The sequence below is a fragment of the Pseudomonas sp. yb_5 genome (genome assembly GCF_043103865.1).
GTDB classification, from domain to species: Bacteria; Pseudomonadota; Gammaproteobacteria; order Pseudomonadales; family Pseudomonadaceae; genus Aquipseudomonas; species Aquipseudomonas putida_Y.
The window spans coordinates 1-21,117 of record NZ_JBICKE010000126.1 but is presented as its reverse complement, the minus strand read 5'-3'; the positions used below and the strand labels follow the sequence as shown (position 1 = coordinate 21,117).

Sequence of the window (21,117 nt, the reverse complement as noted above, 5' to 3'; positions counted from 1 at the left end):
TATGGCTGAGCCGGCCTCTTCGCGGGCATGCCCGCTCCCACAGGTTTCGTGGTTGGCTCGCAAGGGCATTCCAAACCCGCCATCCTTGTAGGGCGATCCCTACAACAAATCTTCCACCCGGATGATGGCATTCTCTCAGTACCCCCGATTTTCGGGCGCTTGCGTCTCTTCTACTCTTCTGCCTACGCAGTCATCCAACAAGAAGGTGCAGGCATGAGCGAGGCGAAGTCGAACGCTGCAACCGGCGAAACGCTGGTCAGCTTCCGTGGTGTGCAGAAGAGCTACGACGGCGAGTCGCTGATCGTCAAAGACCTCAACCTGGATATCCGCAAGGGCGAGTTCCTCACCCTGCTTGGCCCGTCCGGTTCCGGCAAAACCACCAGCCTGATGATGCTGGCGGGCTTCGAAACCCCCACCGCTGGTGAAATCCAGCTTGGCGGGCGCTCGATCAACAACGTGCCGCCGCACAAGCGTGATATCGGCATGGTGTTCCAGAACTACGCGCTATTTCCGCACATGACCGTGGCCGAGAACCTGGCTTTTCCGCTGACCGTGCGCAACCTGAGCAAGACCGACATCAGTGAGCGGGTCAAGCGTGTGCTGAACATGGTCCAGCTCGACGCTTTCGCCAAGCGCTACCCGGGCCAGCTGTCCGGCGGCCAGCAGCAGCGTGTGGCGCTGGCCCGGGCACTGGTGTTCGAGCCGCAGCTGGTGCTGATGGACGAGCCACTCGGCGCGCTGGACAAGCAACTGCGCGAACACATGCAGATGGAGATCAAGCACATTCACCAACGCCTCGGTGTGACCGTGGTGTACGTGACCCACGACCAGGGCGAAGCGCTGACCATGTCCGACCGCGTGGCGGTGTTCCACCAGGGCGAAATCCAGCAGATCGCCGACCCGCGCACGCTGTACGAAGAGCCCTGCAACACCTTCGTCGCCAACTTCATCGGCGAGAACAACCGCATTAGCGGCACGTTGCTGGCCAGCGATGGCAAACGTTGCCAGGTGCAGTTGCCTCGCGGCGAGCGGGTCGAGGCGCTGGCGGTGAATGTCGGCCAGGCCGGCGAGCCGGTGACCCTGTCGATACGCCCGGAGCGCGTGCGGCTGAACGGCCACAGTGAAAGCTGCGTCAACCGGTTCTCTGGCCGGGTGGCCGAATTCATTTACCTGGGCGACCACGTGCGGGTGCGTCTGGAGGTTTGCGGCAAAGGCGACTTCTTCGTGAAGCAGCCTATTGCCGAGCTCGACCCGGCGTTGGCCGTGGGCGATGTGGTACCGCTGGGCTGGGAGGTGGAGCACGCCCGCGCGCTCGATCCGATTGCCGAAGCCCATTGATGGATTGCTTCACCAACCCTGTACTGTGGAGAGAATAATAATGCGCAAGCCGTTGAAACTGACCGCCCTGGCTTTGGGGCTGTTCACCGCTGGCCAGGCCATGGCCGCAGACCTCACCGTGATCTCGTTCGGGGGCGCCAACAAGGCTGCCCAGGTCAAAGCCTTCTACGAACCCTGGGAAAAAGCGGGTAATGGCAAGATTATCGCTGGTGAATACAACGGCGAAATGGCCAAGGTCAAGGCGATGGTCGACACCAAGAGTGTGTCGTGGAACCTGGTCGAGGTTGAGTCGCCAGAGCTGGCGCGCGGTTGCGACGAGGGCATGTTCGAAGAGCTTGACCCGGCCCTGTTCGGTAACGAGTCTGATTATGTGAAGGGCGCCATCCAGCCGTGCGGCGTAGGTTTCTTCGTTTGGTCCACGGTCATGGCCTACAACGCTGACAAGCTGAAGACCGCACCCACCAGCTGGGCGGATTTCTGGGACACCAAGAAATTCCCTGGCAAGCGCGGCCTGCGCAAGGGCGCCAAGTACACCCTGGAGTTCGCCCTGATGGCCGACGGTGTGGCACCGAAGGACGTGTATCAGGTGCTAAGCACCAAAGAGGGTGTGGACCGCGCCTTCAAGAAACTCGACGAACTCAAGCCCAGCATCCAGTGGTGGGAAGCGGGTGCACAGCCGCCACAGTTCCTGGCCTCTGGCGACGTGGTCATGAGTTCTGCCTACAACGGGCGTATTGCCGCTGTGCAGAAAGAGAGCAACCTCAAGGTGGTGTGGAACGGCGGCATCTACGACTTTGATGCATGGGCGATCCCTAAGGGTGCCAAGAACGTCGAAGAGGCGAAGAAGTTCATCGCCTACAGCGTCAAGCCTGAGCAGCAGAAGATCTACTCCGAGAATATCGCCTATGGCCCGGCCAACTCCAAGGCCGTGAGCCTGCTGTCGGACGAAGTGAAGAAAGACATGCCGACCACGCCTGAGAACATTGCCAACCAGGTGCAGATCGACGTGGCGTTCTGGGCCGACAACAGCGAACAGCTGGAGCAACGCTTCAACGCCTGGGCGGCGAAGAAGTAAACGTCCAGTGTGTGGGGCCGCAAAGCGGCCCCCATTTCAGCCTGTATTGCGGAGTTCGCCATGGCCATTGCAGTGCCCCTCAAAGAAGGCGCAGATCCAAGTCTCAAGCAGCGCCTCAAACACGCCGAGCGGGTTAACCGCTGGAAGGCGCAGGCGTTGATCGCGCCGCTGGCGCTGTTTCTTTTGCTGGTGTTTCTGGTGCCGATTGCGGCGCTGCTGTACAAGAGCGTCGGCAACCCGGAAGTGGTCGGCGGCCTGCCGCGCACGGTGGAAGTCATCAGCCAGTGGGATGGCAAGAGCCTGCCTGGCGAGGACGTTTACAAGGCGCTCAGCCAGGATTTGGCTGTGGCGCGCAAGAACCATACCCTTGGTGACCTTTCCAAACGCTTGAACATGGAACTGGCCGGCTACCGCAGCTTGTTGACCAAGACCGCCCGTGCACTGCCATTCAAGGCTGAGCCTGCCTCTTATAAAGACGCGTTGCAGGCTGTCGACGAGCGTTGGGGCGACCCGGCTTATTGGCAGGCGATACGCCGCAATACCAGTTCGGTGACTTCTTTCTACCTGCTGGCCTCGGTGGACCACCGCATCGATGACCTTGGAGAACTGGCCAAGGCCACTCCGGACCAGGCCATTTACCTGGACATCTTTGTACGTACCCTGTGGATGGGGGTGGTGATTACCACTATCTGCCTGGTACTGGCCTACCCACTGGCCTACTTGCTGGCCAACCTGCCGACCCGGCAGAGTAACCTGCTGATGATTCTGGTGCTGTTGCCATTCTGGACATCGATCCTGGTGCGGGTGGCGGCCTGGATCGTGCTACTGCAGTCGGGCGGCCTGATCAACGGCGCGCTGATGGCCATGGGCATCATTGACCAGCCGCTGGAGCTGGTGTTCAACCGCACAGGCGTTTACATCTCGATGGTGCACATCCTGCTGCCGTTCATGATCCTGCCGCTGTACAGCGTGATGAAGGGTATTTCCCCGAGCTACATGCGTGCGGCGATCTCGCTGGGCTGCCACCCGTTCGCCAGTTTCTGGCGGGTGTATTTCCCGCAGACCTACGCCGGTGTTGGCGCCGGTTGCCTGCTGGTCTTCATCCTGGCCATCGGTTACTACATCACCCCGGCGCTGCTGGGTAGCCCCAACGACCAGATGGTCAGCTACTTCGTCGCCTTCTACACCAACACCAGCATCAACTGGGGCATGGCCACCGCACTGGGCGGGCTGTTGCTGCTGGCGACCGTGCTGTTGTACCTGATCTATAGCTGGCTGGTCGGCGCCAGCCGCCTGCGCCTGAGCTGAGGAGCCTGTCATGCTGAGCCCATACATGTCGCCCGTGGAGCGGGTCTGGTACTACAGCCTGCGCATTCTCTGTGGCTTGATCCTGCTGTTCCTGATCTTGCCGGTGCTGGTGATCGTGCCGCTGTCGTTCAACAGTGGCAGCTTCCTGGTGTACCCGCTGCAGGGCTTCTCGCTGCAGTGGTATCAGGATTTCTTCGGCTCGGCCGAGTGGATGCGGGCGTTGAAGAACAGCATCATCGTTGCCCCGGCGGCCACGGTACTGGCCATGGTGTTCGGCACCTTGGCGGCCATCGGCCTGACCCGTGGCGATTTCCCCGGCAAGTCGCTGGTGATGGCGTTGGTGATCTCGCCGATGGTGGTGCCGGTAGTGATCATCGGGGTGGCCAGTTACCTGTTCTTCGCCCCTTTGGGCATGGGCAACAGCTTCATCTCGCTGATTCTTGTGCATGCGGTACTGGGTGTGCCGTTCGTCATCATTACCGTGTCGGCGACGCTGCAGGGCTTCAACTACAATCTGGTGCGCGCAGCGGCCAGCCTGGGAGCCTCGCCTTTGCTGGCTTTCCGCCGGGTGACCCTGCCGCTGATCGCGCCTGGTGTCATCTCGGGAGCGTTGTTTGCCTTTGCCACCTCGTTTGACGAGGTGGTGGTGACGCTGTTTCTCGCCGGGCCAGAACAGGCAACCCTGCCGCGGCAGATGTTCAGCGGTATTCGCGAGAACCTGAGCCCGACCATTGCCGCAGCGGCGACCTTGCTCATTGCGTTCTCGGTGGTGTTGCTGCTGACCCTGGAATGGTTGCGTGGGCGTAGTGAGAAGTTGAGGACTCAACAGCCGGCTTGATGATGGGTTGCCTGTGCCGGCCTCTTCGCGGCTAAAGCCGCTCCTACAGGGTACTGCGGGCCCGGTAGGACCGGCTTCAAGCCGCGAAGAGGCCGGTACAGGTTGCGCTGGTCGACACCAATTGATACCAATCAGCCTTCATCGCTTTCCCTGAGTTACAATGCGCGCCACCGTGACTCTGCCAACAGGTGCGCCATGCAGCCCTACGCTATTGCCCCCTCCATTCTCTCTGCCGATTTTGCCCGCCTGGGTGAGGACGTCGACAAGGTATTGGCTGCGGGTGCAGACATCGTCCACTTCGATGTCATGGACAATCATTATGTCCCCAACCTGACCATCGGTCCGATGGTCTGTACCGCTCTGCGCAAGTACGGCGTCACTGCGCCGATCGACGTACACCTGATGGTCAGCCCGGTTGACCGCATCATTGGCGACTTTATCGAAGCGGGTGCTACCTACATCACCTTCCATCCTGAAGCCACACAGCACATCGACCGTTCGCTTCAGCTGATCAAGGATGGTGGCTGCAAGGCCGGCCTGGTGTTCAACCCGGCCACCAGCCTGGACGCCCTGAAGTACGTGATGGACAAGATCGACATGGTGCTGCTGATGAGCGTCAACCCAGGCTTTGGCGGGCAGAAGTTCATTCCCGGCACTCTCGACAAGCTGCGCGAAGCGCGTGCGCTGATCGACGCCAGTGGCCGTGATATCCGTCTGGAGATCGATGGTGGCGTGAACGTCAACAACATCCGCGAGATCGCTGCCGCTGGCGCCGACACTTTCGTGGCCGGCTCGGCGATCTTCAACGCCCCGGACTACCAGGAAGTCATCGCCAAGATGCGTGCCGAACTGGCCCTGGCCCGCTCATGAGTGGCTTCGAGCAGCTGTTCCCGGGGACGCTGCCCAGGTTGGTAATGTTCGATCTGGACGGTACCCTGATCGATTCCGTGCCTGACCTGGCCGCGGCTGTGGACCGTATGCTGCTCGAACTGGGGCGCCCGCCTGCTGGCCTTGAGGCAGTGCGCCACTGGGTTGGCAATGGCGCCCAGGTGCTGGTGCGCCGCGCGTTGGCGGGTGGCATCGACCATGCCGAAGTGGACGATGCGCTGGCAGAACAGGCGCTGGCGTTGTTCATGGACGCTTATGCCGAAAGCCATGAACTGACCGTGGTCTATCCCGGCGTACGGGACACCCTGCGCTGGCTGCGCAAGCAGGGCGTGGAGATGGCGCTGATTACCAATAAGCCTGAGCGCTTTGTTGGCCCGCTGCTGGACCAGATGAAGATCGGTAATTTCTTCCGCTGGATCATTGGTGGCGACACCTTGCCGCAGAAAAAGCCCGACCCGGCGGCGTTGCTGTTCGTCATGCAGATGGCCGGTGTTACCCCGCAGCAATCCCTGTTCGTGGGTGATTCGCGCAGTGACGTGCAGGCGGCCAAGGCGGCTGGCGTGCAATGCGTGGGCCTGACCTACGGCTATAACCATGGCAGGCCGATCGACGATGAATCCCCCAGCCTGGTAATCGACGACTTGCGCGCATTGCTGCCCGGTTGCGCAGACCCGGCCACTGGGATAACGTTGGCGGACCTTCAAGCCTCACAAGACAGAGAGTCCACCGTGGCGGTTACTGGCAAATTCTGGATGAAAGTCATCAAGGCCTTGGCCCGTTGGCGTTGGCGCGCCTGACTTCAGCCTGCCGGCGTGTGCCGGCCCGTCCGTTTGCCTGACCTATTGCTGCTTGCCACGAGACTACTCATGAACCGCGAAGAATTCCTGCGCCTGGCTGCTGCCGGCTACAACCGTATTCCCTTGGCCTGTGAAACCTTGGCCGACTTCGACACGCCGCTGTCGATCTACCTGAAACTGGCTGACCAGCCCAACTCGTACCTGCTCGAATCGGTGCAGGGCGGCGAGAAGTGGGGCCGTTACTCGATGATCGGCTTGCCATCGCGCACGGTGATGCGTGTGCATGGCTACCATGTCAGCATCCTGCAGGATGGCGTCGAGGTGGAAAGCTGTGAGGTCGAAGACCCGCTGGCATTCGTTGAAACCTTCAAGGACCGCTACAAAGTTGCCGATATCCCCGGCCTGCCGCGCTTCAATGGCGGCCTGGTCGGCTACTTTGGCTACGACTGTGTGCGCTATGTAGAAAAGCGCCTGGGTGCCAGTCCCAATCCGGACCCGCTGGGCGTACCGGATATCCTGCTGATGGTGTCCGACGCGGTGGTGGTGTTCGACAACCTGGCGGGCAAGATGCACGCCATTGTGTTGGTCGACCCAGCTGAAGATCAGGCTTTCGAACAGGGCCAGGCACGCCTGCAAGGCTTGCTGGAAACCTTGCGCCAGCCAATCACCCCGCGCCGCGGTCTGGACCTTAGCGGCCCGCAGGCAACCGAGCCGGAGTTCCGCTCCAGCTACACCCGCGAGGATTACGAAAACGCCGTCGGTCGTATCAAGGAATACATCCTGGCCGGGGACTGTATGCAGGTGGTGCCGTCGCAGCGCATGTCGATCGACTTCAAGGCTGCGCCTATCGACCTGTACCGCGCGCTACGCTGTTTCAACCCGACGCCGTACATGTACTTCTTCAACTTCGGTGACTTCCATGTGGTCGGCAGCTCGCCCGAGGTGTTGGTACGTGTCGAGGACAACCTGGTCACCGTGCGCCCGATTGCCGGTACCCGCCCGCGTGGTGCGACCGAGGAGGCGGACCGGGCGCTGGAAGACGACCTGCTGTCGGACGACAAGGAAATTGCCGAGCACCTGATGCTGATCGATCTGGGTCGCAACGATGTGGGCCGTGTGTCTTCGACCGGCAGTGTGCGCCTGACCGAAAAGATGGTGATCGAGCGTTACTCCAACGTGATGCACATTGTCTCCAACGTTACCGGCCAGTTGCGTGAAGGCCTCACGGCGATGGATGCACTGCGGGCGATTCTGCCGGCTGGCACCTTGTCGGGTGCGCCGAAGATCCGCGCGATGGAGATCATCGACGAGCTGGAGCCGGTCAAGCGTGGTGTTTACGGCGGTGCAGTCGGGTATTTTGCCTGGAACGGCAATATGGATACCGCAATTGCCATTCGTACTGCAGTGATCAAGGACGGCGAGTTGCATGTGCAGGCCGGTGGCGGCATCGTTGCCGACTCGGTGCCGGCGCTGGAATGGGAAGAAACCATCAACAAGCGCCGGGCGATGTTCCGTGCGGTGGCGTTGGCCGAGCAGACTTCCGCCAGATAAATTGATTGGGGCTGCTGCGCAGCCCATTCGCGGGTAAACCCGCTCCTACAAGGGTTGCGCAAGCCTCAGGCATACGAGGCCGTCGTAGGAGCGGGTTTACCCGCGAAAGGGCCGGCCCTGCTGGCCAATTTCTACCTGCCGTTCACCGTTGCCGCTGCCACCGTATTCGCGGGTAAACCCGCTCCTACAAGTGTGCGCAAGCCTCAGGCATACGAGGCTGGCGTAGGAGCGGGTTGCGCAAGCCTCAGGCATACGAGGCCGTTGTAGGAGCGGGTTTACCCGCGAATGGGCCGCAAAGCGGCCCCCAGCAATTTAGAAGTCCACGCTAACCCCCACGCTAATGCCCTGCTGCGTCAACTCATCACTCTTGCGCCAGTTGTAGTTCCCGCGCAAATGCACCCCCGCCACCAGTTCATGGCTTACGCCCAGGCTCGCCCGGGTCAGGTCGCTGTGCGGTGTATACCCGGTCAGGGTGAAGTCATTTGCCGGCAAGCTGGTCAGGTGCATCGTCACATCCTGCTCGTCGTCCTCGAACTCATGCTCCTGAGCCACCTCGGCGAAAAGCCGGGTACCTGGCAGTACCTGCACACTGCCCAGCAGCCCCACGCCCAGGCGGCGTGACGTGCGCTCCTGGTCATCGAAGCCAAGCGCCGTCGAGCGCCCGCTCTTCTCGTCGTAGCCATCCACCTTCACCCGCGCATAGTCGGCACTGATGAACGGTGCCAACTGCCAGTTGCTGGTGTCGGCCGCCAGGTTGTAGCCCAGCCGCCCGGACAATGCCCAGGCCTCGCCGTCGGTGTCGCCTTTTTCACTGCGGTCATTCACGCCCAGGGCGAACGTACGCTTGAGGTCGCTGTAGTCCAGGTGTCCGGCGGTCAGCGCCGCGTCGGCCCACCAGCGGTCCTGGCGGTACTGGGCAAAGGCACTGGCCATATAGCTGTTCAGCTTGTAGTCCGAGTCCTGTTCACCGGCTTCCAGCTTCTGCCGGTACGCACCGCCGGCCAGGCCCAGGCGCCAGGCGTCGTTCAGGCGATAGCTGCCGCCCACGGTCAGGTTGTAGCCGCGGCCGTCACCGCTGGCCGCGCTGTGCTGGCCGTCGAAGTCCAGGTCCTGAGCGCCGCTGGCGACAAAGGCTTGCCATTGACCAACTGCTTGCCAAGGCGTCTGCCACTGATTACGCAACTCATCCTGGTGAGCCCGCAGGCTGGCGTGGGCCATTTCCGGTAGCAGGGTCAGTTCCCAGGGGGCTGCGAGGATCGAGTAGGCGTAATCGGCAATCAGCTGCTGACCCGCGATGGTCGGGTGGACCGAGTCGTTGAACAGCAGTTTGGTCGGGTCTGGCGTTGTGCCGTTGATCCCGTACACCGGGTTTTCCACGCAGCTATCGCCGCTGTAGCAGGTGCCGACCAGGTTCTGGTCGCTGGCCAGGCCGAACTGACTGGGGCTGGCCAGCGCCTCGCTCAACAGCGTAGGAATGTTCAGTGGAATGATCTGGGCATCGATCTGCCCTAGCTGGCTGATCAGTGACTGGTTGAACGCAGCGGAGAGCAGTGACAGTGGGTTTTGCTGTGGCGTGCCGCTGAAATTGGGCGTTTGGCCGAGGTCAGGTAGCAGCCAGACCATGATGTAGCGCGCGCCTCCTTGCTGAAGGGCTTGGGCGCTGGCAGCCAGGCGGGCGCCGGCGACTACGGCGTCGGCCGGGCTATTCACCAGGCCCTGCAGGAAGTCGTTACCGCCACCTGTCAGGTAATACAAGGCATTTGGGTCGGCGCGCAGGCCGTTGGCCAGGTAGCCGGGGCGCTCGCGCAGCACCAACCCGGCATTGGGGTTTCCTGGTGGGATGACGGTCTCGGACGTTGTCGTGATCGAGTCCAGGATCTGTTGGGTGGTGTACCCACCAACTGCCCAGTTATTACCATCGGGCTGGATGCCTATGGATGTCGACGGGTTAAGGTCGCCTGGCGCGACGCCCAGGCGGCCACCGAGGATCATCGGTGACACCGGAGCGAAGTTACCGTTGGCATCGCGGTTGGTGAAACGCGCGCCTGGGGTACCGCCGCTCAGGTCGGGAAACTGCCCTGCATCGGCGAGGCTGTCGCCAAACACGATGAGGGTTGAATAGGGCGAAGGGCCGGCCAACGCCTGGCAACAGGCCAGGGCCAGTGAAGCGAGGGTAAAGCGCAATAACGGGGCTTTTCGCATCATGGAACATCCTTTTCTTTGTTTTTATCAGGACAACCCCATCGACCTTAGCAAATCGTCGTGCTTCCCTCCCAAGTCCATTCGTTTCCCCGTGTTTACAGGCATATTGCGCCCGTCGTCCCGGTAGGCTACTGTGCCGGGACGTATGAGCGAGACCTATCCTGTGTTGATCGTCAGCAAACTCTTGATGCGCGTAATCAAGGCCCACGCCCGTTGGCGTTGGCGCGCCTGACTTTATCTCCTGCCGGCCCGCCCGGCCCGTCCCCGTTTGCCTTCTCGTTTACCGCCCGTTGTGGCAAAGCCGCGCCTGTGGCTGGTGCTGGAAGGTTCGAATCATGAAGTCAGTAGATTCAAGAGGTTTAACACCATGTTACTGATGATCGACAATTACGACTCATTCACTTACAACGTCGTTCAGTACCTTGGCGAGCTGGGTGCCGAGGTGAAGGTCATTCGCAATGACGAAATGACAATCGCCCAGATCGAGGCCCTCAACCCTGAGCGCATCGTCGTATCCCCGGGGCCGTGCACTCCAAGTGAGGCAGGCGTGTCCATCGAGGCCATCCTGCATTTCGCCGGGAAGTTGCCAATCCTTGGCGTATGCCTGGGCCACCAGTCAATCGGGCAGGCCTTTGGCGGCGACGTTGTTCGTGCACGCCAGGTCATGCATGGCAAGACCAGCCCGGTATATCACCGCGACCTGGGCGTGTTCGCCAGCCTTAACAACCCGCTGACCGTGACCCGTTACCACTCGCTGGTGGTAAAGCGTGAAACCTTGCCCGACTGCCTGGAAGTTACCGCCTGGACCTCCCATGCTGACGGTTCGGTCGATGAGATCATGGGCCTGCGCCACAAGACGCTGAATATCGAAGGGGTGCAATTCCACCCTGAGTCGATCCTGACCGAGCAGGGCCACGAACTGTTCGCCAATTTCCTCAAGCAGACCGGCGGCCGCCGCTAAGGATCGAACATGGATATCAAGAGTGCGTTGAGCCGTATCGTCGGCCAACTGGACCTTACTACCGAAGAAATGCGCCAGGTCATGCGCCAGATCATGACCGGTCAGTGCAGCGAGGCGCAGATAGGTGCCTTCCTGATGGGCATGCGCATGAAAAGCGAAAGCATCGACGAAATTGTCGGTGCGGTGTCGGTGATGCGTGAACTGGCCGAAAAGGTCGAGCTGCAAAGCCTTGATGGTGTCGTCGACATTGTCGGTACTGGCGGTGACGGCGCCAACATCTTCAACGTATCCACCGCTTCGTCCTTCGTCCTGGCGGCGGCGGGCTGCCCGGTGGCCAAGCATGGTAACCGCGCAGTATCGGGCAAGAGCGGCAGTGCCGACCTGCTGGAAGCTGCCGGCATCTACCTGAACCTGACGCCAACTCAAGTGGCGCGCTGCATCGACAGCCTGGGCATCGGCTTCATGTTCGCGCAAAGTCACCACTCGGCCATGAAACACGCCGCAGGCCCGCGTCGAGAACTGGGGTTGCGCACCCTGTTCAATATGCTCGGCCCGCTTACGAATCCGGCCGGAGTGAAGCACCAGGTGGTCGGTGTGTTCGCGCAAACCCTTTGCCGCCCGCTGGCTGAGGTGCTGCAGCGGCTGGGTAGCAAGCATGTGCTGGTAGTGCACTCGAAGGATGGACTGGACGAGTTCAGCCTGGCGGCACCCACCTTCGTCGCCGAACTGAAAAACGACGAGATCACTGAATATTGGGTCGAGCCGGAAGACCTCGGCATTAAGAGTCAGAGCCTTCATGGCTTGGCAGTCGAGAGCCCGCAGGCTTCGCTGGAGCTGATTCGCGATGCGCTGGGTCGGCGCAAGACCGAGAACGGTCAGAAGGCCGCCGAGATGATCGTGCTTAATGCTGGCGCGGCACTGTATGCCGCTGACCATGCCATGAGCCTGAAAGCCGGTGTAGAACTGGCCCATGATGTACTGCACACCGGCCTGGCCTGGGAGAAGTTGCAGGAATTGGGCGCCTTTACTGCAGTATTCAAGGTGGAGAACGAAGCATGAGTGTGCCGACGGTGCTGGAAAGGATCATTGCCCGCAAATTTCAGGAAGTGGCCGAGCGCAGTGCACGCGTCAGCTTCGCCGAGCTGGAGAGCCTGGCCAAGGCCGCCGACGCCCCGCGTGGCTTCGCCAACGCGCTGATCGAGCAGGCCAAGCGCAAGCAGCCAGCGGTGATTGCCGAAATCAAGAAGGCTTCGCCAAGCAAGGGCGTGATCCGTGAGCACTTCGTGCCGGCGGAAATCGCGGTCAGCTACGAGAAGGGCGGGGCCACCTGCCTGTCGGTGCTGACCGATGTCGATTATTTCCAGGGTGCCGATGAGTACTTGCAGCAGGCCCGCGCAGCGGTTTCGCTGCCGGTGATCCGCAAGGACTTCATGGTCGACCCTTACCAGATCGTCGAAGCCCGGGCCCTGGGGGCAGATTGCGTACTGCTGATCGTGTCGGCGCTGGACGACGTGAAGATGGCTGAACTGGCCGCCACTGCCAAGGACGTCGGCCTCGACGTGCTGGTGGAAGTGCACGATGGCGATGAACTGGAGCGCGCGCTGAAAACCCTGGATACGCCGCTGGTGGGGGTGAACAACCGCAATCTGCACACCTTCGAGGTCAGCCTGGAAACCACCCTTGATCTGCTGCCGCGCATTCCGCGTGACCGTCTGGCGATTACCGAAAGCGGTATTCTCAACCGGGCCGATGTGGAGCTGATGGCAATCAACGAGGTTTACTCGTTCCTGGTGGGGGAGGCGTTCATGCGCGCCGAGCACCCTGGCCTGGAATTACAGCGGCTGTTCTTCCCCGAGCAGGTGAAGAAGACTGTTCAGCACCTGGACTGATCAAATGAAGCCGGCGTTTTTGCCGGCTTTTTTGTACCTGTAATGGCCTCTTCGCGGGCAAGCCCGCTACACGCGCTGTTGTAGGAGCGGGTTTACCCGCGAAGAGACCGGTTAAATCAACATCATAGGTGGATCAATGACCGATCAACCCCTGGCCCTGACTGTCGAACAGGGCCTGCACGCGGAGCAGGAACTGCTGGCCGCCGTCTGCCGCGGCGAACGCGAGAGTGGTGTGCTGTTCTGGCGTCCGACCGACCACGCTCTGGTCATGCCTCGGCGCATGAGCCGGCTGGGCAACTTTGAAGTCGCCTGCGCGGAATTGGCTATTGCTGGCTGGCCGGTGCTGCTGCGAGAAACCGGCGGTGAGCCGGTACCTCAGTCGCATTCGACGGTGAACGTTGCACTGGTCTACGCCGCGCCGCGCAGTGAAGGTGACCACGGCCGTATCGAAAATGCCTACGAGCGCCTGTGTCTGCCGCTGTGCGATGTGCTGCGCGAGTGGGGCGGGGTAGCGTCCGTCGGGGAAATCGACGGGGCCTTCTGCGATGGCCGCTACAACGTCAACCTCAATGGCCGCAAACTGGTGGGTACTGCCCAGCGCTGGCGTCAGGGCCTGGGTGGCAAGCGCCCGGTGGTGCTGGTACACGGTGCGCTGTTGCTGGACAACGAGCGTGAGTCGATGGTGGCGGCGGTCAACCGCTTCAACGAGTGCTGCGAGCTGGAGCAACGCTGTCGCGCTGATGCGCACATCGCCTTGCACGAAGTCGCGCCGGCAGCACCCTGGTTCGAGCGCCTTTCGCAGGCCTACGCCAAGGTACTGGCCGAGTTGCCCAAGGACTAGCGGGTACCGTAGACCACCATGGTCTTGCCCTTGACCTGCACCAGGCTGCGTTCCTCCAAGTCCTTTAGAACGCGGCCGACCATTTCCCGAGAGCAACCGACGATTCGGCCTATTTCCTGACGGGTAATCTTGATTTGCATGCCATCGGGGTGGGTCATGGCGTCCGGCTGCTTGCACAGTTCCAGCAGGCAACGGGCAACTCGCCCGGTCACGTCGAAAAATGCCAAGTCGCCAACCTTGCGGGTAGTGTTGCGCAGGCGCTGGGCCATCTGGCTACCCAGGGCGTAGAGGATTTCAGGGTCCTGGCGCGCCAGTTCGCGAAATTTCTCGTAGCTGATTTCGGCCACTTCACATTCGGTCTTGGCGCGTACCCAGGCACTGCGCTGCTGTTCGCCATCAATGGGCTCGAACAGGCCTAGCTCGCCAAAGAAATCGCCATTGTTGAGGTAGGCAATGATCATTTCATGGCCGTCGTCGTCCTCGATGAGGATGGTGACCGAACCCTTGATGATGAACGACAGTGTCTCGGCCCGGTCGCCGGCGCAGATGATGTTGCTTTTGGCGGTGTAGCGGCGGCGCTGGCAGTGTACCAGCAGCTTGTCGATGTTCTTTATCTTGGCGGGTAGGGCGGAGGCAACCATCACGAAATCCTGTTCGATATGACGCATAGGCTTTGTATAGAGGTTGGCTGACGGAAAGCGCCAGTCATTTGGCGCCAGCTTATCAGACACTACAGGATGTTTCGGTACTAAACCGACACATCTCGTGCTTTTCCCACAGCCGCACAAGGTCTAAGCTGACACCCTTTTCCGAAAATCAGGAGTCCGGGTAGATGAAGGCACGTATCCAGTGGGCCGGTGAGGCAATGTTCCTCGGCGAATCGGGGAGCGGCCATGTCGTCGTGATGGACGGCCCGCCCGAGGCCGGCGGCCGCAACCTGGGCGTGCGACCGATGGAAATGCTGTTGCTGGGCCTGGGTGGCTGCAGCAGCTTTGACGTGGTGAGCATCCTGAAGAAGTCGCGCCAGGCAGTGGAAAGCTGCGAGGCATTTCTTGAGGCGGAGCGCGCAAACGAAGACCCGAAGGTGTTCACCAAGATTCATATGAACTTCGTGGTGAAGGGGCGTGGGCTGAAAGAAGCGCAGGTCAAGCGGGCGGTGGAGCTGTCGGCGGAAAAGTACTGCTCGGCTTCGATCATGCTTGAGCGTGCCGGGGTTGAGATTACCCATGGGTATGAAATCGTGGAGCTGGGTTAAGGCTGAGATTCCGGCGCCGCTTTGCAGCCCTTGTGGGAGCGGGTGAACCCGCTCCCACATCTGGCCCAGGGCGGCCTTCAGTTGCGCAGGGCCGGAAGGGCCATCCGCAGCCATTGCGGAAGACTGCTTCTTAGCGCCTGGCTCATCCGCTCCCGGTGCTTCTGGTAAATCAGCCCAAGCCAGATAACCCCCAGCCCGATAAAGGTCACCACCACTGGGAACAGTAGCGACTGGGCAAACACCTCATACGCTAGGTACCCCAGGTAAGCGGCCACTCCCAGCGCACCAAACACCATGAACACCGGCCGGCGCAGCAGCACCGCCATGCCCATCAGCGCAATGTTGATCAGGCAGTACAGGGCCTTGCCCAACTCACTGCCGCTGTCCAGCAGCGTCAACCCGCCCCAGAATGCTGCCAGCCCGGCCAGATAACCCCAACGGGCGTAGTCTTCACGCGTGCGGCCGTCTATCACGACGAAAACCACCAGCAAGCCCAACCCAAACCACAGTGATACGTGGCGGCGCTGCTCCCAGCTGAACGGGGAGCCGAAGAACCACTCGCTAAGGTCCATCGACATGAACCACAAGGCCACGGCTACTGGCATGACGACGAACGGGTAGGGGATCAACCGCAGCATTAGCAGGCCGGCAAGCACCGTGGCTGCTTCCATCGCCAGCCAGCCGCCCTGCACGTAGGTGTAGTACTGATGGTAGTCGGCCTGCGTATCGTCCAGTGGCCACCAGCCGAACATGCGTTCGATAGCGAATACCGCCAGCGGCACGATGCTGACTGCAACGGCAGCCAGTACGCCAGCAGCGACGGGTTGGGCGCGGCGCTGCAGATTGAGGGCGAGCAAGGTGATCAGCAGGATGTAGAGGCTGGCGATGATCAACAGCGCGCCGTCACCGAGGCTCATCCAGGCCTCGGTGAGCAACCAGCCCATGGCCGCCATGATCAGCATGGCGCCAAAGTAGAAGGCAACATGGGCCAGCTGGAAGCTGCCACGAGGTGCGGGTTGCTGGCGCAGGAATGCCAGCAGGCTTTGATCCTGACCCGGCTGGAGAATGCCTGCTTGCACGGCGCGCGCCAGGTCCTTGGCGTCGAATCGATCCGTCATGGTGATACCTTCAGATGCGGTATGTGCTCTTGGTCATGACCTTGGCCAGCAAGCTCATGCCAAAGCGGACGGGGGCCGGAAAGCGATAACCACCGGCTTCCAGTGCAGACTCGGCGTGTTGCTCTTCGTCAATGCGCATTTGCTCGAGAATGGCTCGGGATTTTTCATCTTCGTGCGGCAATTGCTCCAGGTGCTCGTCGAGGTGCTTGCACACCTGATGTTCGGTAGCGGCGACGAAGCCCAGGCTGACCTTGTCGCTGACCAGTCCGGCGAGTGCGCCGATGCCGAACGACATACCGTAGAACAGCGGGTTGAGCACGCTCGGGTGGCTGTTCAGCTGGCGAATGCGCTGTTCGCACCAGGCCAGGTGATCCACTTCTTCCTCGGCGGCATGCTCCATGGCCTTGCGCACTTCCGGGAGCTTGGCGGTCAGGGCCTGGCCTTGGTACAGCGCCTGGGCGCAGACTTCACCGGTATGGTTGATGCGCATCAGCCCGGCAATATGACGGGCCTGTTGCTCGTCCAGGTCGGCATCTGGCTGGACGATGGCCGGCGATGGCCGGGCGGGTTGGCCGCTGAATGGCAGCAAGGTGCGCATGGCAGTATCGGCCTGCAGCAACAAGCGGTCGAGCGGCGAGTAGTGACGTTCGGTAGCCATCGGGCACCTCCGCAAGAATGTGCCCGACAGTTTACCGCAATAGCGGCGGGGTCGCTTGCCGTGGGTCAGCCCGGCGGCCAGTTCATCTGGCGCTGGCCAAGCACGTGCATATGGATGTGGTAGACGGTCTGGCCGCCTTTGGGGTTGCAGTTCATGACCACGCGGAAACCTTCCTCGCAGCCTTGTTCGACAGCCAGGCGCTGGGCGGTGAACAAGATGTGGCCAGCCAGGGCCTTGTCTTCTTCGGTCAGGTCATTGAGGGTGCGAATGTGCTTTTTCGGGATGACCAGAAAATGTACCGGTGCCGCGGGTGCAATGTCCTTGAAGGCCAGGATCTGGTCGTCTTCATAGATGATATCTGCCGGGATTTCCCGGTTGATGATTTTGAGGAATAGATCGTCCACAGCACTTGCTCCATGGTGAGGGTCGGGCCGAGTGTACTCAGCCGGGCGCCGCTCGCCCAGTGGCTATTCCATACCGATGGGGCAATAGCGGCGGTGGATGGCCCCAGCCAGCTTGCGCACCAGCCAGCGCGGCAGCAAACGCGGGGCGAACGCCAGCCAGCGGTTGCGCCGGCCGGGCATGATCAGTGCGCGGTTCTTGTCCAGCGCCCGTACGGTGTACAGCGCCACTTCCTCGGCGCTGAGACAGCGCGACTTGCCATCTAGCCGCGCAATGCGCCGGCGTGCGGAACGTACTGGGCCAGGGCACAGTACAGAGACCTTGATGCCGGTGCGCTTGAGTTCTTCGCGCAGGGCCTGGGAAAAGCTCAACACGTAGGCCTTGCTAGCGGCATAGGCGGCCATCCATGGGCCAGGCGCCACCCCGGCCAGGCCGGCGACGTTGAGAATCTGCCCGCCACCCTGCACAGCCATCAGGTTACCGATGGCGTGGCACAGGCGGCTCAGGGCCAGCACGTTGACCTCCAGCAGGTCTTGTTCGTCTGCCCATTCATGGGCCAGGAACGGCCCATAGGTGCGCAAGCCCGCGCAGTTGACCAGCAAATCGATACGCCGCTCACCTTCTTCCAGCTCTAGCACGAAGCCTGAAAGGCGCAACGGCTGGCTGAGGTCGCAGGCGCGGAACAGTACCTCGACACCGAAACGCTGGGTCAGCTCCATGGCGACAGGCTCCAGCGTTTCTCGTTGGCGTGCCACCAGGATCAGGTTGCGCCCGCGCCGTGCCAGCGCTTCCGCCAAGGCCAGGCCCAGGCCGCTGGAAGCACCAGTGATCATGGCGTAACGGGTCATGCAAGGCTCCTGGGGGCGGAAGAGGGCGCCTAGTGTACAACTTGCCCGTGCAAGGTGTTGCCTTTTGCTACAAGGCGCGGTCCCGCAAAACCTGGCAGCGTTCCAGGGCTTGTCGGTACTCGCCATGCAGGCGCTCGATCAATGCGCTGGCGCTGGGCAGGTCATGGATGGCTCCGACGCCCTGGCCCGCTGACCATACGGTCTTCCAGGCCTTGGCTTCGTCATCGATCGGCTTGAGCTTGCCTTGCACGTGCCCCCCCTTGAGGGCGTTCATGTCGTAGCCGGCCTGCTCCAGGCTCTGACGCAGGAAGCTGGCGGGGATACCGGACACCACGGGTGTGTGGATGATGTCGGCGGCATGGGCATCCAGCAGCATCTGTTTGTAGGCGCCCTGAGCCTGGCTTTCTGTGGTGGCGATGAAGCGCGTGCCCATGTACGCCAGGTCCGCCCCCAGCAGTTGTGCGGCCAGGATTTCGTGGCCGTGGTTAATGCAGCCAGCCAGCAGCAGGGTCTTGCCGAAGAACTGGCGAATTTCTGCGGCCAGGGCGAACGGGCTCCAGGTGCCGGCATGGCCGCCCGCGCCTGCGGCGACGGCGATAAGGCCATCGACACCAGCTTCGGCGGCCTTTTCGGCATGCCGGCGGGTGGTGACATCATGAAACACCAGGCCGCCGTAGCTGTGTACGGCATCGACCACTTCCTTCACCGCGCCCAGGCTGGTGATGACGATCGGCACCCGGTGCTCCACGCACAAGGCTAGGTCGGCCTGCAGGCGCGGGTTGGTCGGGTGGACGATCAGGTTGACGGCGTAGGGCGCTGGCGCCTGCAGTTGAGCCAGGCCAGCCTCGATCTCTTCCAGCCAGGCCTTGAAGCCAGCGCTGTCGCGTTGGTTCAGGGCCGGGAAACTGCCAACCACGCCGTTGGCGCAGCAGGCCAGCACCAGTTGGGGGTTGGAGATGAGGAACATCGGCGCAGCAACCACGGGCAGCCGCAGGCGTTGTTCGAGCGAGGCAGGTAGCGACATGGCAAGGCTCCTTGAGCGGGTGGCTATGTCAGAACGGTTTCACCACCACCAGAATTACGATAGCCAGCAGGATCAGCACGGGCACTTCGTTGAACCAGCGATAGTAGACATGGCTGCGGGTGTTGGTGCCGTTGGCGAAGCGTTTGCGCTGGGCACCGCACACGTGATGGTAGCCGGTCAGCAGGATGACCAGGGTGAGCTTGGCATGCAGCCATCCCTGGCTCAGCCAGCCGGGGGTGAGGTACAGCATCCAGATGCCAAAAACGTAGGTGGCGATCATCGCCGGGTTCATGATGCCGCGGTACAGCTTGCGCTCCATGGTCACGAAGCGATCCTGGCTGATGCTGTCCTGGCTCTGGGCGTGGTAGACGAACAGCCTGGGCAGGTAGAACAGGCCGGCGAACCAGCAGACCACGCTGACGATATGCAGCGCTTTGATCCATAGGTAAAGCATGGAGGAGTTCCTTCAGGTAATCACGGTCGTCAGATAGTAGTGGTCAAGCGCCCGAAGGGTCACCCGAAGAGTTGTTACAGGCGCCCCGCGCCCCTATTATCGTGCGCTTTCCAGACGGCTCGTTGATAAGGGGCAAGCGTTATGATCAAGGTCGGTATCGTCGGCGGCACGGGTTACACCGGCGTCGAACTGTTGCGTCTGCTGGCACAGCATCCACAGGCCGAAGTGGCGGTCATCACTTCGCGCTCCGAGGCGGGCGTGGCGGTGGCGGACATGTACCCGAACCTGCGCGGCCACTATGACGGGCTGGCGTTCAGCGTACCGGACAGCAAGGCTTTGGCTGCCTGCGATGTGGTGTTCTTCGCCACGCCGCATGGTGTTGCCCACGCCCTGGCTGGTGAGCTGCTGGCGGCCGGTACCAAGGTGATCGACCTGTCGGCCGACTTCCGCCTGCAGGATGCGGCCGAGTGGGGCAAGTGGTACGGTCAGCCCCATGGCGCGCCAGAGTTGCTCAAGGACGCTGTGTATGGCCTGCCTGAAGTCAACCGCGAGAAGATCCGCCAGGCTCGCCTGATCGCTGTGCCGGGTTGCTATCCGACCGCCACCCAGCTGGGCTTCCTGCCGCTGCTGGAAGCAGGGCTGGCTGACCCGTCGCGCCTGATCGCCGACTGCAAGTCGGGCGTCAGCGGTGCAGGGCGTGGTGCGGCAGTGGGCTCGCTGTTCTGCGAAGCCGGCGAAAGCATGAAAGCATACGCGGTGAAGGGCCATCGCCACCTGCCGGAGATCAGCCAAGGCTTGCGCCTGGCCGCGGGCAAGGACATCGGGCTGACTTTCGTGCCGCATCTGACGCCGATGATCCGCGGCATCCATGCCACCCTGTACGCGAATGTGGTCGATACCTCGGTCGACCTGCAGGCGCTGTACGAGAAGCGCTACGCCGACGAACCGTTCGTCGACGTGATGCCAGCTGGCAGCCATCCGGAAACCCGCAGCGTGCGCGGCGCCAACGTTTGTCGCATTGCGGTTCATCGTCCGCAGGGTGGTGACCTGGTGGTGGTGCTGTCGGTGATCGACAACCTGGTCAAGGGCGCCTCCGGCCAGGCGGTACAGAACCTCAACATTCTGTTCGGCCTGGATGAGCGCATGGGCCTGGCCCATGCCGGCTTGCTGCCGTAAGCAGCAGTTCGAAAAGGCCCGCGTCGTGCGGGCCTTTTTGTATGTCGCGACTAAAGCCGCACAATTCTTGACCGATTTTCTCGGGAAAGCGGATAATGCGCGTCATCGAGTTTTATGGCGGCTACCGCGCCGGGAGAATCAACATGAGTGTCGAAACCTTCACCCCTACCGGCCTGGAGTTCACCCATGGGGCAGCCCAGAAGGTGAAAAACCTGGTCAATGAGGAAGGCAATGAACGTCTGAAACTGCGGGTGTTCGTGACCGGTGGTGGTTGCTCGGGCTTCCAGTATGGCTTTACGTTTGATGAAGATGTGGCCGAAGATGACACCATCGTCGAGCGCGAGGGCGTTTCCCTGGTGGTCGACCCGATGAGCTTCCAGTACCTGGCCGGCGCCGAAGTGGACTACCAGGAAGGCCTGGAAGGTTCGCGTTTCGTTATCAAGAATCCGAATGCCGCCACCACCTGTGGTTGCGGCTCGTCGTTCTCGATCTGA

The 21,117-nt window shown here is 61.6% G+C and carries 22 protein-coding genes; 14 read left to right on the top strand and 8 right to left on the bottom strand.

Going from position 1 to position 21,117, the window contains the following annotated elements:
- Nucleotides 1-213 precede the first annotated feature (213 nt).
- From ACF8GF_RS22830 to trpE, 7 genes are all read left to right on the top strand, one after another.
- Nucleotides 214-1,338: an ABC transporter ATP-binding protein gene (locus ACF8GF_RS22830; RefSeq protein ID WP_003255547.1), complete on the top strand. Its 1,125-nt coding sequence runs from the start codon at nt 214-216 to the stop codon at nt 1,336-1,338.
- Nucleotides 1,339-1,378: 40 nt separating this feature from the next.
- Nucleotides 1,379-2,413 (top strand): ABC transporter substrate-binding protein, encoded by a 1,035-nt coding sequence (locus ACF8GF_RS22825; RefSeq protein ID WP_392461890.1) that lies wholly within the window; start codon nt 1,379-1,381, stop codon nt 2,411-2,413.
- 60 nt (nt 2,414-2,473) lie between these two features.
- Nucleotides 2,474-3,721: an ABC transporter permease gene (locus ACF8GF_RS22820; RefSeq protein WP_176683494.1), complete on the top strand. Its 1,248-nt coding sequence runs from the start codon at nt 2,474-2,476 to the stop codon at nt 3,719-3,721.
- Between the two features lie 10 nt (nt 3,722-3,731).
- Nucleotides 3,732-4,559: an ABC transporter permease gene (locus tag ACF8GF_RS22815; protein ID WP_209968361.1), complete on the top strand. Its 828-nt coding sequence runs from the start codon at nt 3,732-3,734 to the stop codon at nt 4,557-4,559.
- Nucleotides 4,560-4,754: 195 nt separating this feature from the next.
- Entirely contained in the window at nt 4,755-5,429 is a 675-nt protein-coding gene (rpe, locus tag ACF8GF_RS22810) for a ribulose-phosphate 3-epimerase (RefSeq protein WP_176683492.1), read from the top strand.
- Nucleotides 5,426-6,244, top strand: a complete 819-nt coding sequence (locus tag ACF8GF_RS22805; protein WP_176683491.1) for a phosphoglycolate phosphatase — start codon at nt 5,426-5,428, stop codon at nt 6,242-6,244. The genes rpe and ACF8GF_RS22805 overlap by 4 nt, the downstream gene beginning before the upstream one ends.
- Nucleotides 6,245-6,313: 69 nt before the next feature.
- Nucleotides 6,314-7,795, top strand: a complete 1,482-nt coding sequence (gene trpE, locus ACF8GF_RS22800; protein ID WP_176683490.1) for an anthranilate synthase component I — start codon at nt 6,314-6,316, stop codon at nt 7,793-7,795.
- A gap of 312 nt (nt 7,796-8,107) precedes the next feature.
- Here trpE and estP read toward each other — a convergent pair whose 3' ends face one another.
- Complete coding sequence (gene estP / locus ACF8GF_RS22795) at nt 8,108-9,997, bottom strand: esterase EstP (RefSeq protein ID WP_392487844.1); 1,890 nt, start codon at nt 9,995-9,997, stop codon at nt 8,108-8,110.
- Nucleotides 9,998-10,364: 367 nt separating this feature from the next.
- On the opposite strand from estP, the gene ACF8GF_RS22790 reads away from it, so the two are divergent.
- The 4 genes from ACF8GF_RS22790 (at nt 10,365) to ACF8GF_RS22775 (ending at nt 13,688) form a co-directional block, all read left to right on the top strand.
- On the top strand, nt 10,365-10,958 hold the full coding sequence (locus ACF8GF_RS22790; RefSeq protein ID WP_003255531.1) for an aminodeoxychorismate/anthranilate synthase component II: 594 nt from the start codon (nt 10,365-10,367) through the stop codon (nt 10,956-10,958).
- Nucleotides 10,959-10,967: 9 nt separating this feature from the next.
- Nucleotides 10,968-12,017, top strand: a complete 1,050-nt coding sequence (gene trpD / locus ACF8GF_RS22785; protein ID WP_176683488.1) for an anthranilate phosphoribosyltransferase — start codon at nt 10,968-10,970, stop codon at nt 12,015-12,017.
- Nucleotides 12,014-12,847 (top strand): indole-3-glycerol phosphate synthase TrpC, encoded by an 834-nt coding sequence (gene trpC, locus ACF8GF_RS22780; RefSeq protein WP_176683487.1) that lies wholly within the window; start codon nt 12,014-12,016, stop codon nt 12,845-12,847. Before trpD ends, trpC begins: the two co-directional genes overlap by 4 nt.
- A 136-nt stretch (nt 12,848-12,983) precedes the next feature.
- The gene (locus ACF8GF_RS22775; RefSeq protein ID WP_209968346.1) at nt 12,984-13,688 is read left to right on the top strand and encodes a lipoate--protein ligase family protein; all 705 of its coding nucleotides are present in this window, start codon (nt 12,984-12,986) and stop codon (nt 13,686-13,688) included.
- On the opposite strand, the gene crp is transcribed toward ACF8GF_RS22775, so the two are convergent.
- Nucleotides 13,685-14,329 (bottom strand): cAMP-activated global transcriptional regulator CRP, encoded by a 645-nt coding sequence (gene crp / locus ACF8GF_RS22770; protein WP_176683485.1) that lies wholly within the window; start codon nt 14,327-14,329, stop codon nt 13,685-13,687. The two genes, ACF8GF_RS22775 and crp, sit on opposite strands and share 4 nt — an antisense overlap.
- A gap of 191 nt (nt 14,330-14,520) precedes the next feature.
- Between crp and ACF8GF_RS22765 the strand changes: the two genes are divergently transcribed.
- On the top strand, nt 14,521-14,943 hold the full coding sequence (locus ACF8GF_RS22765) for an OsmC family protein (protein ID WP_176683484.1): 423 nt from the start codon (nt 14,521-14,523) through the stop codon (nt 14,941-14,943).
- Between the two features lie 77 nt (nt 14,944-15,020).
- On the opposite strand, the gene ACF8GF_RS22760 is transcribed toward ACF8GF_RS22765, so the two are convergent.
- From ACF8GF_RS22760 to hemJ, 6 genes are all read right to left on the bottom strand, one after another.
- Nucleotides 15,021-16,061, bottom strand: coding sequence for a DUF2157 domain-containing protein (locus tag ACF8GF_RS22760; RefSeq protein ID WP_176683483.1), 1,041 nt, complete (start codon nt 16,059-16,061; stop codon nt 15,021-15,023).
- A 10-nt stretch (nt 16,062-16,071) separates the two neighbouring features.
- Entirely contained in the window at nt 16,072-16,719 is a 648-nt protein-coding gene (coq7, locus tag ACF8GF_RS22755) for a 2-polyprenyl-3-methyl-6-methoxy-1,4-benzoquinone monooxygenase (protein WP_176683482.1), read from the bottom strand.
- Nucleotides 16,720-16,784: 65 nt separating this feature from the next.
- Entirely contained in the window at nt 16,785-17,123 is a 339-nt protein-coding gene (locus tag ACF8GF_RS22750) for a histidine triad nucleotide-binding protein (RefSeq protein WP_003255518.1), read from the bottom strand.
- A 63-nt stretch (nt 17,124-17,186) separates the two neighbouring features.
- Nucleotides 17,187-17,969 carry an SDR family NAD(P)-dependent oxidoreductase gene (locus ACF8GF_RS22745; protein WP_392461662.1) on the bottom strand — a complete coding sequence of 261 codons (783 nt, stop codon included), beginning with the start codon at nt 17,967-17,969 and terminating at the stop codon, nt 17,187-17,189.
- Between the two features lie 67 nt (nt 17,970-18,036).
- Nucleotides 18,037-18,993, bottom strand: a complete 957-nt coding sequence (locus ACF8GF_RS22740) for a nitronate monooxygenase family protein (RefSeq protein WP_176683480.1) — start codon at nt 18,991-18,993, stop codon at nt 18,037-18,039.
- Between the two features lie 28 nt (nt 18,994-19,021).
- A complete protein-coding gene (gene hemJ / locus ACF8GF_RS22735) occupies nt 19,022-19,447 on the bottom strand; it encodes a protoporphyrinogen oxidase HemJ (protein WP_176683479.1) in 426 nt (141 codons plus the stop codon).
- A gap of 141 nt (nt 19,448-19,588) precedes the next feature.
- Between hemJ and argC the strand changes: the two genes are divergently transcribed.
- Together argC and erpA are read left to right on the top strand one after the other, a co-directional pair.
- Nucleotides 19,589-20,623: an N-acetyl-gamma-glutamyl-phosphate reductase gene (gene argC, locus ACF8GF_RS22730; RefSeq protein WP_176683478.1), complete on the top strand. Its 1,035-nt coding sequence runs from the start codon at nt 19,589-19,591 to the stop codon at nt 20,621-20,623.
- A gap of 143 nt (nt 20,624-20,766) precedes the next feature.
- Nucleotides 20,767-21,117 (top strand): iron-sulfur cluster insertion protein ErpA, encoded by a 351-nt coding sequence (erpA, locus tag ACF8GF_RS22725; protein ID WP_003255511.1) that lies wholly within the window; start codon nt 20,767-20,769, stop codon nt 21,115-21,117.